Below are 15177 nucleotides of genomic sequence, written 5' to 3'. Positions count from 1 at the left end.
TGCGTTCGTCTATTCCGTTGCGATTATCGCGGGACTCGCCCTCTTGATCTTTTTGGGGATGATCCTCTACGGCACGCGCCTTAATCGAAGAGTGCGCGAGCTCTCGGAAGTACAACCCAACAGTCTCGTGCTCAACGTCGACAAGAGGCATGGAACAGGCCTTTGGGAAGCGCTGCTGCAGCTCGGTGCGCCTAGATCGGAAAAGGCATCTATTCTCGCGATTGTCGCTAACGATCGCGGCTTAGAAGTCTATTCGGGACATCGACCATTGAAGCTGCTCGTGCAAATTCCGTGGCAAAACGTGACGTCAGTGGAAAAAGGAGAGTTCGCATTGGGTGTCCGGTCGATTCCGAGAATCGATATACAGGTAAGCACACCAGAAGGCGACCTCCAGCTTCCGATCGTGCCAAACCAATCAGGATGGGGGATCTTCAACTTTTCGAGCCGCGACCGGATCGTGGAATTGGTTCGACTGGTGGCTGAGTTGCGGAGCCGACAGACGCAACAGACGTAGCGAAAGCGACAGCTGCTCTGCATTGTCTTGGCCCTTGCCGGCTGCACGCGACTCCCGAACCTGGATGATGGCGCTGTGACCTACGATGCGAGTTCGGGCGCGGGGAACGCGGCTGCGCTATCGTGCGTCCTGCACTTCGATAATAGATGTGTTCGGCTCGAAACGGCACGATCCCTGTCTTCCCGGAAGACGAAATCTCTGGGGACGGAGAGTTCTGAGTCCTGAACGGGGTCACATACCACATGGGCGACACAATCGATGTTGGTGGCGGCGAAACGAGTCGGGACGTCTCGACCGCTGACGTCCCGGACCGTTGTGGCGACGGACCGCTTTGGGCGGTCGCCCCGAGCTAGTGAGACAATCAAGCATAATGGGCGCAGGCTTCACGTAGATGGGGGTGGCGCGCTCATCCACTCGATCGCATGTAGCCAGAACGAGAGCTGTCTCGTAACCTAACTGCCTCAAATCCCATGCTTTTCGAGTCATCGAACCGAGCAGCTCAATACCAAGGCGGAGCGGCGCTCGACCCCGTACTTTCGAACGCCGGGTCACTCAACGAGAGACCTACATGGCTCGCGTCGACCTGGTGGGTCACCTTCCCATCCGCGTCAGCCACTGCGGTATACCGACCCGCGAAGACCAGAATCGGCTGGTCGCCCGATTCGGTCAACCTGCCAACAACAGTTGTGTGGTCGCCCATTACTAGTACCCGATAAGAGATTTCTCCCTCGAACTCGGCGAGACTCTCCGTGCCAGACACAATGGTCACCCACCGTAAAGGAACCCGTCGTCATCCTGAATAGGCCCCGGGTCGACTACCCTGCCGGTCTGAACGATGAATGACACAAGGCTCCTATCGATTCGGCTGGTCAAAGCAAAGGGGTGCGACCCAGTATCTTGCAGACAGTGGGGACACGCTGCCGCTGAAAGAGTAGTTGCTAGCACTGGGACCAAAAGCACCGTCCATTGCCCCAGTCTTCAACTCCTAAGACGGTTCACAACCAACGGGTTACGAGAGGTCGTCAGATCGCAAAAACGGCTCACGGTTGACGCCCATCCGTCTGATCAGGGTATGGCCGTGCTCGGTCCGTTGAGTCGCTGGCTACCCAGTTGACGCTCGGACGACTACTGACCAGTCATCTGGGGCTGGTTCGGGTTCCTCACCGAGAGCCAGCCTGGCCGCCAGCGTCCCTTGGGCTCTCAGGTTTTGGGCAACCGAGCTCAGCTGGTGGAGAGCGGCCGCTCGTGAATCGTCCCATCCGCTTACAGAGAGAGTCTCGGGGACAGCGAGCTGTGCGCTTGTCGCAGCGCCCAGGACGCCGAGTGCCAGGTCATCGCTCATCGCCGCGATTGCATCGACAGGGTGCTCTAGGGCGAACATTCGCTCGGCGAGGGAGCGGGCTTCGCCCTCGTTGTTGGTTGCCGCGGCGCCTACAATCACGTCGTTCCAGTCAAGCCCCAGCGCCTCAATTGCATCCCTGTACCCGAGGAGGCGCTGCCTGGTCACGGGGAACCGCACGGCGTCGGGGTCGATGCCCGCAGCGAGCACTGTCTTTCGCGAGGAATCCAGGGGAAAGCTGAGGATTGCGGGGCGGTGGGCACCGGCGAAGGTCTTCATGCCCATTGCAAAGGCGGCCGCTCGGTTGTCGATGCTCACGAGCTTGAAGCCCGCGCGGGCAGGCCCACCATGGATGACCGCAGGTCGACCGCTTCCTGAAACTGCGTCGAGCACGGGGTCGTCGTCGGTCGTTGTCCAGATTATGAATGCATCAACGGCGGCCTCGCTGACTCGGAGACTGTCTTCGGCGCCTCCGGCAGTGGGCACGATCAGCATTCCGTATCCTCGATCCGCACAGACCTCTGCGATGCCGGCCAGGAATGTGACGGCCTGAGGGTTGTCGAACGCGTAGGTGAGGTGCTCGCCCAGGATGACTCCAAGTGTGCGGGTACTGCCGTAGCGCAGGGACCGTGCCGCAGGATCAGGGCCCGCGTAACCCAACTCGGCGGCAGCCTGCAGCACCTTGTCCCGGCTCTCGGCCGAGACTCTGTCGGCGCGGTTGTACGTGTAGGAAACCGTCATCACCGACACTCCGGCTCGCGCGGCAACCTGGCTCATTGTGGGGCGACGCTGCGGGAGTGATTGCATAACCCCATTGTAACTGTGTAACGTCACACATATGCCTTCCGAAACGTTACCCGTGCGCAAACTTGTGTTCTCCGCGTATCTCGCTGCCGCTTCCTTCGGCTCTTTCTGGGGTGCGTGGGGAGCGAGCGTCCCTCGCCTTCGGATGCAAGCGGATGTCGACGACGGCCAATTGGGCCTCGCTCTTCTTTTCATTGGTGCCGGGGCCCTGCCTGCCATGTTGGTCACCGGGCGGGCGTTGGACAAGTGGGGGCTCCGCTTCGCGGTGGCGGCGATCGTCGCCCTCGGTTTGGCCGGGTTCGGTGTGTCGCTGACCGCACACGGGTTCGTTGCCCTCTGTGTTGGGCTCGCCGTGGTTGGCTTGGCTAGTGGGGCCACCGATGTCGCCATGAACTCGATCGCCGGCCGTGCAGAGCAAGCATCGGGGAGCGCAATCATCATCCGTTCCGGAGGTGTGTTCTCGAGCTTCGTCGTTCTGGCAAGTATCGCGACAGGACTCTCCTCTTGGATCGGCGCACCAGTATTCACCCCCTTCCTGGTCGTGGCTGTCTTGTCACTTGTAGCCAGCGCGAGCGTTCTGCGCTCTCTCTCAATTCAAGGCGCCGCTAACCCGACTCGCAAAGCCGCGTGGGCGCCTGGACCTAATTCCGGCCGCGGCCTACGCCTGCGCAACACGCCGCTCTTGCTTGTCGGCGTGTTGGGCGCGCTCGCGTTCGCGAGTGAGAACGCCCACCAGAGCTGGGGTGCGGTCTTCCTCGAGAACCAACTCAGCGCCGGCCCCGGGTTCAGCGCCGTCGGGCCAGCCGTCTTCGCCGGTGTCGTCGCCGTCACTCGGTTTGCCCTGGGGCGCATCCAACAGGGCAACGAGAGACCCATAGTGATTTTGGGATCCCTTGCAGCGGCCACCGGTGCGCTGATCCTCGCTGCGTCCCCGACCGTTCCGATCGCCATCCTCGGGCTGATCGTGGCCGCGGCCGGCACAGCGGCACTGTACCCAACGATGCTCAGCCTCGTGTCCCGGGGGGTGGATGAGGCGTATCGCGGCAGAGCCACCGCCATTGTGACCACGGTTTCCTACATCGGATTTCTCCTCGGACCGGTCTACGTCGGCGTTTGGTCACAAGCGACGGGTTTGCGCGGCGCTATGGTCGCAGTCGCCGCACTCGGCGTCGTCCTGTCAGCCCTGTCCTTACCCCTGCTCCACCTGTCCGGGTACGCCCGTCGGAAGAAACTCAGAGTGCGGCTCAGGAACTAGGCCAGAGGGGCGGGCTCGCAGTGAAGCCTCCCGCAGTGGCGACGCGTCGAAACGCGTGGCCGTCTCCGCTATCCCTCGCTCGGTGCATTCCACGCTAACTAGGAGTTCCCCCGCTGCGGCGTCGGCCAGATCCAAAAGTCCTGTTTTCACGAATGCATGAAGCATCTGGACTTTAACGGTAAGTGTCTCGAAACCTACTCGTCGCTTAACCCATGTGTTACGCGACACGTAGGGCCCCGTGGACTTCGGTCTCATGAAGGTCGGGTTCTGCCGAGCGACATATGAGTGCCCGTCTACATGTTGCGTACGCGGAACCGGGCCCACGAATCGGGTGCGAAGCCGGGCCGGCCTGGTACGTCCTGATGATCCAGCGTCCATCCCTCATCTAACTCGGAAGCGATAGCCCGCCAGAATGCGGCGGCAGGAAAGTTCACGTCCTGAAACGCGACGGCCCATCGCCCGGGATACTGACTGACAATTGCCCGCACGGCAGTTCGCCCGTGACCAGCTCTGCGCGCGCCGTGGACGAGGAAGAAGCTGCTCAGAGTCCTTTCCGTGGATTCGGTGCCGCGCACGATAGCCAGGCCGATAGGCGCGCCACCCAGCCTGAGGACGAAGCCGGCCCATTCCGGATTGCTGAGGGCGGCATCGAGCCGCTCTTGTCGAAAGCGGCCGTCATTGTTCGGGAGCACTCCGGAGTGGGCGGACATTTCGTGCCGGAACATGGTCCAAAGTCGTTCGAGAGTGGGCCGATCGCCCTCGTGCGCCAGAGACACGGTGGCAGGGCCTGGCTGAGAAGTGGTCATACTAAAAAACCTCCACCTGGCGGGGCGGAGGATTCGGTACTGGGTAATTCTATCGCGCTTCGACTAAGTGCCTGTGCGGCCTCACGTTGGGTCTCACCCGCAGGAGCGTCTCGTAACCTGAGTGCTTCAAAACCCATGAGTACTGAGACGGCCGGCACCCCCCCTCTGGCGACTGCAACGTCGGGGCTGCGGCCCGAAACACTGCCGACCCACTGTGCTGATAGCCTCGCCCCACCTGACGGATGGAGAGCACCTAATGCAAACGAGCACTTTTCTCCTTTTCATGGCAGCCTGCCTACCCTTAGTCCTGGCGCCTGGCCCCTCTGTCGCGTTCATCCTGACCACCACGCTGAGCTCGGGGCGTCGAGCGGGACTGAGCGGAGTCGCGGGTGTCGAGCTGGGATACGTCGCGCACGTCTTGGCAGCGGTCATCGGCATCTCCGCGGTTATCGCCGCCAGCGCGACGGCTTTCACCGTTGTCAAGGTCGTGGGGGCGGCCTATTTGATCTGGTTGGGCATTCAAGCATGGCGCTCTCGCAATAACACGTTGCTCGCGGACCTCGCGGCCGCCGGTGGAAGGGTTCAACCTGCGAAGGCCTTCCAACGCGGCCTGCTCGTCGGGGTGCTCAATCCCAAAACAGCTGTGTTCTTCCTTTCGTTATTGCCACCGTTCGTGCAGGAAGGTGCCGGCCCAGCCTGGGTGCAGATGAGCGTCCTCGGATTAATCTTCATCGCAATGGCATCGCTCCCAGACCTGATCTGGGCTCTAACCGGCAGCGGAGTCCGACGTCTCCTACCTGGCATCAAAATGAAGACCATGGAGCGCTTTTCTGGAACTGTCTTATTCGGGCTAGCGGCATATTCGCTCACTGCGCGCCGCGCCTAAAGCCACGAGCCGGCCGCTTCTCCTGGGCCTCGACCAAACCGCGGCCCCGGCGAGCTGTGCAAACGAGTATCAAGATTCGTGCAGCCGTGCACGGAAAACGACACTGGTCGAAGCGATCCAACATGGTGTGTGTCTCGTAACCTAGCTGCCTCATATCCCATTGGTTACGAGACTAGGCATCGCCTGTTCTGCCACCCGGGGGCCTGGATAGTGGCGCGACCTGACTTGTGCCGCACCGGGAGAATTTTTGGGGATCAATCAGGTGTTCGTGCTGCCATGATGAGGTCATGGAGAAGCAGCTCTGGAACAGACGCACAGCCTTTTTTCTGATCGCGACCGCCTCATTCGCACTATTGTCCGGCTGTAGCGCCCAGGCGAGCGCCAACGTGACGGCGTTCGATCGACCCCAGGCCGAGACGGACAAGCTCCCTTCCGGCCCTGCAGCCACGATCCCGGGCTCCTCTCGCCTTTTGTTTGAACAGGAGAGCGCTCGGTACTTCGCTTCCGAATCACCTGTGGATGGAGAAGTCTGTTTGACCATCCACGTCTCTGATGAAGCTTGGGTGCAAAGTTGTTCCACCTCGCTACCAATTACCCTTTTTGTGGATGGCGGCCGTGAAGCTCAGTTGAATGCCGAGTCAGACTTTCCGTCGTCAGACGAGTGGGACCAGGTAGCAGACAACCTCGCACTGAAGAAGTAGGGCTCCACAGTCGCCCCTTGCCGACCAGAAGGAGGTCGAGACACGTCTCGAATACGCAGGGGCGGATGACTTGGCGGAAGTCGGATGGATGCCTGGCAGACCGGCTATTCGCAGCGGGGAACTGGGCGCCAAGCAGCTCACCCAAAGCATCCATCTACATGCGACGTGGCGCGTAACTTCAATGTGTTGAAACCTATGGGATATGCGGCACCAGAAACCGTCTGAATCGTCGCTGATTGGCTCGGCAGCCAGAATCGTTCGTCCTCGGGTTGCTTATGTCGCGCAGTACGATTCCCCCGTGAAGAGAACACTCGTTGGCATACGAACCTCCGCAGCATCGCTCTTCATTGCGTGGCTGATACACGATGTGGAGGAAGCGTTCACGTTCCCGGCTACATCAAGGATCATCGCCGCGCGGTTGGGATCCTCCCGCATTCTGGTAACTCCGGCCCAGTCCGCNCCGTTGTTCTCAAGCGATACACCGCCGGACTGGTTACCGCACCATTCGTAATGCTGCCCGGGGCCCGGATCTCCCGCGCCTCCCTCAGGCGCAGTGCCACGCCTCTCACCGCGGGCGACACCGCGCGAGGAGCTGCCCTGATGTTGAGCGCAGCTCTTGCATCTCATTTCGTCGCCAGACTTGCATGCCCCGGGTCCCGAACTTCATCGTGACTGTCACGGGACCACCACCCAACAGCGTTTGTCTCGTAACCTGAGCGCCTCGCAACCCATCGGATACGAGACGGTGGGAGCATTCCTGGAGCCGCGGCGGTTGAAGGTTCGACGCCCTAGAGCTTCGCAACGACCTATGCGAGTCCACACTCTTCAGGGAACCGCCGCTCACTCCGCGATTGACGGCCAGTCGGCTCGTGGACGTAGCTCTATTGGCATCGGGAATGGCAGCTCGAATTCGCGATCCTGTACGTCAGTGGCGCCCCAATCATCGCGCGTGACCCGGATCCCCTCAGGGGAGAGTTCGGCGATGCGGACCTGCAGCCATCGCCCATCAGGAAGTCGAAGTTCGAAGGGATCGGCGAGAAACCCCAATCCAATTTCGTCAAGCGTTTCTTCGGCGGTGAGCCAGTCCACAACATCAGAGCGTTCTCGGCCCAATAGATCGACGACAACAAATCCCTCGCCGTCGGGTGCCATCCATCCGATCAGTTCGCCGTCGCCGCCACGTCGATGTTCAATCCACTGCACAGGGTCCATCATGCCCATGAAGGTAGCAGGCCGCTGACAGCCGTCTCGTAACCTAAGTGCATCGAAACCCATGGGTTTCGAGACGTGACCGACGCTCCTCGAGACACGACGAGCGGCGGGCGACTTGTCTCGCATCCTGACCCTACGGTGTTGGAGACGGATCGTGCTTCAGCCCCCTTCTGGGGGCGCTGTGGGACTGCTCATAGCGATGATCACCCGGTGCGCATCCGTGGTTGCCGGAATCAACGCGGCCGTGGGTTCAGGGGCTGGCTGGGGGACCGCGCACAGAAGCTGAGGCACGCACGTCTCATCCCGCGTGAGAAAAATAGCCCTTGTTGCGTCGTCCGGTTGAAACCGCCCAGCGGATATTTGGCGCTTTGAAAGCCTTGTGGGTGCGTGGGTGCGTGGTTGCGCTCCGGTGCTAGGGCCGAGCAGAGGTCAGCTGCGGAGCTCGCTGAGAGGGTTCTCGCTGCGTAAAATCTCTTCCAGCCCGGTCGCTAGTAGCCCTGCATTCGGGTCGAGTCTGCGCATCGTAAGGCCGATGTTCTTGAGCTTGAACCGAAGCCGTACGCTTTCGATGTAGACCCAGATTCCACAAGAGAGAATGATCACCGCCTCGACGGCGAAGGCGATCTTCAGGAGGCCTTGTACCGTCTGGAGCCCCTGAAAAGCAGAGAGCAATCCGGGGCCCGCAAGAATATCGACGGCCATATCAGTGATGTAGACGCCCGCCGACATCACAAGGACTGCGGTGATCGGGAGTAACAGACTCAGGGTGAGTCGTGACTTGCGGAGGGTCCATAGGCGGACCGCTTGCCCCCGCAGTGCCCTGATTTCCTTGTCTATTTCGGCCTGGCTTGCCTGCTTCTTCATGGGTCCTCCTCTCGGCGTGAGACTAATATCACGTAGTTGCGGCGCGATCAGTTAGAGGACCCCAACCTGTTGTCGGGGCCGGCTCCGGCGGCTACTTGGTAGACACAGGCATGCCGATACGAGCTGACGAGCTCTTCGAGGAGGCTGTTGGCCACCTCGGCGGGTCGTGGGGCCGGCAGGGTCGGTCGGTACTCGGCCGCGGAGGCGCCTCGTGCCGGGACACGTCGCGTCAATCAGGACGCCGCGTGGGCCTGTATTGCACGGCGACTGCCCCCGACCGGAACTCATGGCGGTCCACGAGTTCGAGCTGGATGTGCTCATGCAGGCCGGCGAGCAGCGTCGGTCCGTGTCCGGCAATGACTGGCTGCACAAGGAACTCGCACTCGTCGATCAGTCCCAGATTTGCCAGCGCCAGGGGGAGAGTGACGCCACCGACCCACAGGCCCTCGCCTGACTCCTGCTTGAGCCGCTGAACCGCTTGCCCCAAGTCGCCTTGGATCAGCTCGGCATTCCAATCGACCCCGCTGATCGTGCTCGACACGACGTACTTCTGCGCCCGGTCGATGGTCTTGGCAAACGGCTTCTGCCACTCATCCACCCAGTCAGGCCACGTGCCCGTGGCCGGCTTCCGCCACGCCGACGCCATCATCTCGTAGGTCACCCGGCCGAAGAGCAGGGCATCGGCGCGCTCCAGCTGAGCAGTCCAGTAGCGCATCGACTCCTCGTCCGGGGGAGTCCTGCCTCGTGGTGGCAGCAGCCGTCGAGCGTGACGTTGATCGAAATCGCGCCCAGTATATTGCGCCGCCCGTGATGCGAACCAGACCGCCGACCGAGCGCACGACTAATCACCATCACCGTCCGGTGCGCGATCACTCGCGGCGGCCTCCGGGGGAGAGGTTGAGAGGGCTTGTGAGAGCGCTCAAGTCGGCTGACGGGGTCATCATTTACTCATATAATTCATCTCTATTTGACCCAAAACGATGACCTACAATTGGAAACAGCGAATCGCCTGGTTACCTGTAAACACAAGGGAATCCGAGGGTTTTCGGAGACATTCGGCAACGACCAAATTAAGGCCAGAACTTCAGCCGGGCGCCGGTTCAAGTCCGATCGCAGCTGATGCCACGTCGGCTGGTTCCGTGGCCTTCGCAAACCGGTGGCTCGTGAGATTCGCTCGATACAACTCGCGCATTCTGTCCGCCCGAGGGACGAGCGCAACTCGCTGTGTCGGACGAACCTGAGCTTGCGCCCGCTGGACGATGCCGCCAGTGAGACAAGTTATCGAGACGGTGGCTACTCCTGGGGTGATTCGAGGGGCACCAAAGTGCTTTCGATTTCTACGTGGCCGTCAGGATTCCCACCGTCCCATGCAACCCGATAGACGAGGAAACCCTTCTCTTCCCACCGTTTGAGAATCGTGCCGGCCGCTCCGAGTGGGCCATGGTAGTCGAGGCAATCTACGCGGTCACCCTCGCTGAACTTGAACATCCTGGCCATTCAAACTTCCCTTTCTTGGGGGCTGTTCTCGATATCTGCGGTGACCTATGCCCATGCACGCTGATCGGATCGCGGGCAACCCAACGACCGGTGGATCGGAGCGATTAATCCGCTACCGCTGATTCTGCAGGGTCACTGGCGTAAGACCAAAGAAGCATGCACATGAGAAACGCCATCAAGCCGGTGAAGCTCAAGGCGATGCACGGGAAGAGAATTGAGCTTGAAACGTTGCTGGACCGGTCAACTACGACTGGCACCGCTCCGCAGATGAAGGCGCTCAGGCTTAGTAGCGGAGCCGCAGGGCCGAAGCGGAGAAAGTGCCATCTTCCTGCGAATCGCTGTAGTCCTGCATTCTTGCGTTGGGCATTCACTATCTGTGCGATCACCCACCACGTCAGCATGACCGGGACGATCAGGAGTGCAACTCCGCTTATGAGAGTGAACACGATGTCCACACTCAGAAGTCTTATGATTTCTCTCATCGACACTCCAAGGCCGGTTAGCTCCTGTTGGTTCCATGATCCCGCTATAGCGGTGGTGACGGGAAATCCTCGTCAAGGCGACGTATCGGCAGCTTAGACGGTTGCCGACCAGGATGTAGACAGCGGTGAAGGCCGCCCCTCGGTGGCTTCAGCGCCTCGATCGGAGGTCCAAAAAGCGGTTCAAATGGCCATCATTTACCCATCACTTTCAAATCCAGGGGCCCCAATCTGACCGAGTACAATCGTAGGTAGCGAACCGCCCGGTTCCCTGTAAACACAAGGGAATCCGAGGGTTTCCGGACAATTTCGGCTCCAACCGAATTAAGGCTGTAGCCTTCAGGGGGTCGCTGGTTCAAAAGAAGCAAGTGCATGGCTCGGGTGCTCAGCGACTAGGTCCGGCTCAGCGCTTCCTCATCGGCTGCAACATTCTTCTGCACGGCGAACTGGGTCCGGTGCAATTCCTCGTACCGCCCACCCATAGCCAGCAGTTCCTCGTGGGTACCGCGCTCCACGATCGAGCCGTCCTCAACCACGAGGATCAGGTCCGCGCTGCGGATGGTGGAGAGGCGGTGTGCGATCACCATCGCCGTCCGTCCCTCGAGCGCCTCGCTGAGCGCCGCCTGCACGGCGGCCTCAGACGTCGAGTCCAGCGCCGCTGTCGCCTCGTCGAGGATGACGACGCGCGGCTGGGCGAGCAGGAGCCTCGCGATGGTCATCCGCTGGCGCTCACCTCCGGACAGCCGGTAGCCCCGCTCTCCGACCATGGTGTCCAGCTGGTCCGGCAGGGACCGGATGAGCGGCTCGAGCCGCGCACGGCGGACGGCGTCCCACACCTCGTCGTCGGACGCCTCCGGCCTCGCGAGGCGCAGGTTGGAGAGGATGGTCTCGTGGAACAGGTGGCCGTCCTGCGTCACCATGCCCAGGCTGTGCCGCATGGAGGCGAAAGTGACATCGCGGACATCTGTCCCCGCGAGGCGCACGGCGCCGCTGTCGACGTCATACAGGCGCGAGAGGAGCTGCGCAATTGTGGACTTGCCGGCACCAGACGTACCAACGAGGGCAACGGTCTGCCCCGGCTCGATCCTGAAGGACACGCCGTGCAGCACCTCCTCGCCGCCGCGGGTGTCCAGCGTGGCAACCTCCTCGAGAGAGGCGAGGGACACCTTGTCCGCGGACGGGTAGGCGAAGCGGACGTTGTCGAACTCGACGGACACCTGGCCTTCGGGGACGGCGACGGCGTCGGGCTTCTCCTTGATGAGTGGGTCGAGGTCCAGCACCTCGAAGACGCGCTCGAAGCTGACCACCGCGCTCATGATCTCCACCCGTGCGTTTGCGAGGCTGGTGAGCGGCGCGTAGAGGCGGGTGAGGAGGAGCGCCAGGGTGACCACGTCACCGGTATTCAGCTGGCCGGCGAGTGCGAGGGAGCCGCCGAGCCCATACACGAGCGCGAGGGCGAGAGCGGAGACGAGCATCAGTGCGGTGAAGAAGACGAACTGCAGCATCGCGGTCCGGACCCCGATGTCGCGGACACGGGCGGCGCGGACGCGAAACTCCTCGGCCTCCTCGTCGGGCCGGCCGAACAGCTTGACGAGGGTGGCACCGGGCGCGGAGAAGCGCTCGGTCATCTGCGTACTCATGGCGGAATTGTGATCGGCGGCCTCGCGGCGCAGCGCGGCGAGGCGGCTGCCCATGCGGCGCGCGGGTACCAGGAAGATGGGGAGCATGATCACGGCGAGAACCGTCACGAGCCAGGACGTGCTGAGCATGACGATCAGGGTGAGGATCAGCGCCACGAGGTTCGTGACCACGCCGGACAGTGTGCCGCTGAAGGCCTGCTGAGCGCCGATCACATCGTTGTTGAGGCGGCTCACGAGGGCGCCCGTCCGCGTGCGGGTGAAGAACGCGATCGGCATCTTCTGCACGTGGTTGAAGACGGCGGTGCGGAGGTCGAGGATCACGCCTTCGCCGATCCGCGCCGAGTACCAGCGCGTCACGAGGGACACGGCGGCGTCGGCCACGGCCACGAGGGCGATGACGACGGCGAGCCAAACGATCGTGCTGACCGCACCCTGGGCGACGATGACGTCGACCACCTGGCCGGCGAGTACCGGCGTCGCGACCGCGAGGAAAGCTCCCACGGTGGAGAGGGTGATGAAGATCAGCAGCTTGGACCGGTAGGGCACCGCGAACGTCAAGATCCGCCGAACGGACTCACGGGAGAAGCCGTGCTTGCCGTCCCTGGCGGTAGAAATCTTGTACAGCGAGCTCCAGGCCGCGCCTTCCATGCTCATTGAGGTTCCTTCCGTGGGCAACAGTCCAGCTTAGATGGCGGCTTGCCCGAGCTCTGCGTGTTGGTGGGCGATGCCATCGCTGCGGGTGATGACCAGCCGGCGGGTGAAGAACCAGCGCCTCGACCCAAGCCGGTCAACGTCACGATGCCGAAATTTTGTGAGCTAGGCTACAAAACAGCTTGATGTTAGCGCTCACTTTGGGTCTGAGAGCCCACCTGTGTTGCATCCAAGTCCCATAGCCGGGAAGGCATGCGTCAGAGCGGACAGCTGCGATAGAGAATAACTCAGCACATCGAAATGTGCCGCGCTCCATGTCATCGCCGAGGACGCGCTCATTCGCACGACGGCATTGGCCCGAGACGACCGTCCCGGCCAGCCATCCTTCCTAGTGATCACCAGGGGCTGAAACCAGTTCCTCACTCGGAGTGAATCATGGACAATGAAAAAAAGATCGACAGCAAATTCATATACTTCTTCGGATCGTTCGGAGGCATCCTTTTCGGCTACGACATCGGAGTCATGACTGGAGCTCTGCCGTTCCTGCAAAGTGACTGGGGCCTTGACGATGCCGCCATCATCGGTTGGGTAACCTCTGGCGTAATGTTCGGCGCCATCTTTGGTGGCGCTCTGGCCGGACAGCTTTCCGATCGATTCGGACGGCGCAAGATGATTCTCGCCGCAGCGGTTGTCTTCATGCTCGGATCCATTCTCTGCGGCCTAGCGCCGCCGGATGGCGTCACCTATCTGGTCATCGCCAGAATTTTCTTGGGCCTGGCGGTCGGCGCGGCCTCCGCATCGGTTCCCGCGTACATGTCCGAGCTTGCACCCGCGCGGCTGCGTGGACGCTTGTCCGGCCTGAATCAGACAATGATCGTCTCCGGCATGCTGATCTCATACATCTTGGATTTCTCCCTGAAGGATCTGCCCGAAGCGTGGGCGTGGCGAGTGATGCTGGCGACGGCCGCGGTGCCGGCTGTGATTCTGTACTTGGGCGTGTTGCGGTTGCCCGAATCGCCGCGGTTTCTGGTGAAAGTCGGCAAGGAAGACGAGGCAGCCACGGTGCTTCGCTACATTCGCCGCCCCGACGAGGTCGATGCCGAGCTCAGATCGATCAAGGAAACGGCTCAAGTCGAGAAGAGGACGGCAGGCAACACCTCACTGGCAACGTTGTTCGACAGCAAGTACCGGTATCTCGTCATTGCGGGGGTCGGTGTCGCCGCGTTCCAGCAGCTCCAAGGTGCCAACGCGATCTTCTATTACATCCCTTTGATCGTGGAAAAAGCCACCGGCAATTCGGCAAGTTCGGCGCTGCTGTGGCCCATCATCCAGGGCGTGATCCTCGTGCTCGGCTCCTTGCTGTTCCTGGTGATCGCGGACAAGTTCAACCGACGCCTGTTGCTGACCGTGGGCGGCACGATCATGGGTGTGTCCTTCCTTCTGCCCGCGATACTCAATACGGTGATGGAGGACGCGAACCCGATGATGATCGTGGTGTTCTTGAGCATCTACGTGGCCGCCTATTCGTTCACGTGGGCCCCACTCACCTGGGTGATCGTTGGAGAGATCTTCCCAATGGCGATTCGCGGCAGGGCCTCTGGTATCGCATCGTCCTTCAATTGGATCGGATCGTTCGCTGTCGGTCTCTTGTTCCCGATCATGACCGCATTGATGAGCCAGGACGCGGTGTTCGCGATCTTCGGTGCCATCTGCATTCTTGGTGTCATCTTCATCCGGACTCGTGTTCCCGAAACTCGTGGCCGCACGCTGGAGGACATCGAAACCAAAAGTATTCCGACCCAGAATGTCTTCGCTTCTCAGGAGAGGAGCCGGTGAATCAGGTGACTCAGGTCAGCCACGATTCGCGGTCGGCGGAGCCCGCGAGAGTGCGGTCACGCACGGCGCGGACCTTCATACTGCATCCGCGTTCGCTCGCGCCGGATCGTTGCGGATCGGGGCGCGATCGAACATCTGCCACTCGTATTCGAAGAGGTAGTTGTGACTGTTGCCGCCCAGGTTCCATCGCTCGTTCGAGAACGACACCTTGATGAAGGATCGGTTGTCTCCCGGAGCTGGGATCGCAGGCGCCGTGTGGATGACGGACGAGTCCAGGCGCATGAGCACCCGGTCGCCGTAGGTCACCAGACGGATGTCGTCGTTGCTGCGGACCTGCTCCTCGAACTGTTCGGTCGAGCGGACGTGGTCGTCGCTGATCTGCTCGAATGGCCCCTCGGCGAACACGGTTGGGAAACGGTCAGTCCAGACGTAGTTGATGTCGGATTTGCCGAACGCGTCGGAGTGCCAGCCGGGTCGGTTCAGCGGGTTGCCCGGGGTGGCCCACCCGCGGCGCGCGGTGAGATAGATGTAGTCCCACCGATTGTTCCGCTCCTCCTCGATCGCGATCGCGCGTGCGATCATCTCCGATGCGAACCCTAGCTGTACTGCCCAGGCAGGTTAGTTAACCGCGTGATCGGTGGCTTGCCTCCGATGGCGGTGTGGTGCCTGTGGTGATTGTATTCGTGGAGCCAT

The 15177-nt window shown here is 61.4% G+C and carries 12 protein-coding genes; 5 read left to right on the top strand and 7 right to left on the bottom strand.

Features of this window, described 5'->3' with window-relative positions:
• Positions 1-58: 58 nt before the first annotated feature.
• Positions 59-514, top strand: a complete 456-nt coding sequence (locus E3T19_RS12225) for a hypothetical protein (RefSeq protein WP_134408939.1) — start codon at positions 59-61, stop codon at positions 512-514.
• A gap of 1102 nt (positions 515-1616) precedes the next feature.
• Here E3T19_RS12225 and E3T19_RS12220 read toward each other — a convergent pair.
• Positions 1617-2630, bottom strand: a complete 1014-nt coding sequence (locus tag E3T19_RS12220) for a LacI family DNA-binding transcriptional regulator (protein ID WP_134408938.1) — start codon at positions 2628-2630, stop codon at positions 1617-1619.
• A gap of 61 nt (positions 2631-2691) precedes the next feature.
• Here E3T19_RS12220 and E3T19_RS12215 point away from each other — a divergent pair, with 61 nt between their 5' ends.
• Entirely contained in the window at positions 2692-3912 is a 1221-nt protein-coding gene (locus tag E3T19_RS12215) for an MFS transporter (RefSeq protein WP_134408937.1), read from the top strand.
• Positions 3913-4205: 293 nt separating this feature from the next.
• Here E3T19_RS12215 and E3T19_RS12210 read toward each other — a convergent pair whose 3' ends face one another.
• Positions 4206-4718: a GNAT family N-acetyltransferase gene (locus E3T19_RS12210; RefSeq protein ID WP_134408936.1), complete on the bottom strand. Its 513-nt coding sequence runs from the start codon at positions 4716-4718 to the stop codon at positions 4206-4208.
• A 256-nt stretch (positions 4719-4974) separates the two neighbouring features.
• Here E3T19_RS12210 and E3T19_RS12205 point away from each other — a divergent pair, with 256 nt between their 5' ends.
• Positions 4975-5604 carry a LysE family translocator gene (locus E3T19_RS12205; RefSeq protein ID WP_134408935.1) on the top strand — a complete coding sequence of 210 codons (630 nt, stop codon included), beginning with the start codon at positions 4975-4977 and terminating at the stop codon, positions 5602-5604.
• A 287-nt stretch (positions 5605-5891) separates the two neighbouring features.
• Complete coding sequence (locus E3T19_RS12200) at positions 5892-6305, top strand: hypothetical protein (RefSeq protein WP_134408934.1); 414 nt, start codon at positions 5892-5894, stop codon at positions 6303-6305.
• Positions 6306-7145: 840 nt separating this feature from the next.
• Here E3T19_RS12200 and E3T19_RS12195 read toward each other — a convergent pair.
• The 4 genes from E3T19_RS12195 to E3T19_RS12180 all read right to left on the bottom strand — a co-directional run bounded on the left by E3T19_RS12195 (position 7146) and on the right by E3T19_RS12180 (position 12651).
• Complete coding sequence (locus E3T19_RS12195; protein WP_134408933.1) at positions 7146-7520, bottom strand: hypothetical protein; 375 nt, start codon at positions 7518-7520, stop codon at positions 7146-7148.
• 426 nt (positions 7521-7946) lie between these two features.
• Complete coding sequence (locus E3T19_RS12190; RefSeq protein WP_134408932.1) at positions 7947-8381, bottom strand: hypothetical protein; 435 nt, start codon at positions 8379-8381, stop codon at positions 7947-7949.
• Positions 8382-8610: 229 nt separating this feature from the next.
• On the bottom strand, positions 8611-9096 hold the full coding sequence (locus E3T19_RS12185) for a dihydrofolate reductase family protein (RefSeq protein WP_198415675.1): 486 nt from the start codon (positions 9094-9096) through the stop codon (positions 8611-8613).
• A 1653-nt stretch (positions 9097-10749) separates the two neighbouring features.
• On the bottom strand, positions 10750-12651 hold the full coding sequence (locus E3T19_RS12180; RefSeq protein WP_134408931.1) for an ABC transporter ATP-binding protein: 1902 nt from the start codon (positions 12649-12651) through the stop codon (positions 10750-10752).
• Positions 12652-13083: 432 nt separating this feature from the next.
• On the opposite strand from E3T19_RS12180, the gene E3T19_RS12175 reads away from it, so the two are divergent.
• Positions 13084-14484, top strand: a complete 1401-nt coding sequence (locus tag E3T19_RS12175) for a sugar porter family MFS transporter (RefSeq protein WP_088455816.1) — start codon at positions 13084-13086, stop codon at positions 14482-14484.
• Between the two features lie 75 nt (positions 14485-14559).
• Here the strand turns inward: E3T19_RS12175 and E3T19_RS12170 are convergent, their stop codons facing one another.
• Complete coding sequence (locus E3T19_RS12170) at positions 14560-15066, bottom strand: hypothetical protein (RefSeq protein WP_134408930.1); 507 nt, start codon at positions 15064-15066, stop codon at positions 14560-14562.
• Positions 15067-15177: the final 111 nt, after the last annotated feature.

Source organism: Cryobacterium sp. TMT4-31, assembly GCF_004403385.1.
Taxonomy (GTDB): Bacteria; Actinomycetota; Actinomycetes; order Actinomycetales; family Microbacteriaceae; genus Cryobacterium; species Cryobacterium zongtaii.
The sequence above is the reverse complement of the archived record's forward strand: the minus strand, read 5'-3'. Positions and strand labels throughout refer to the sequence as shown.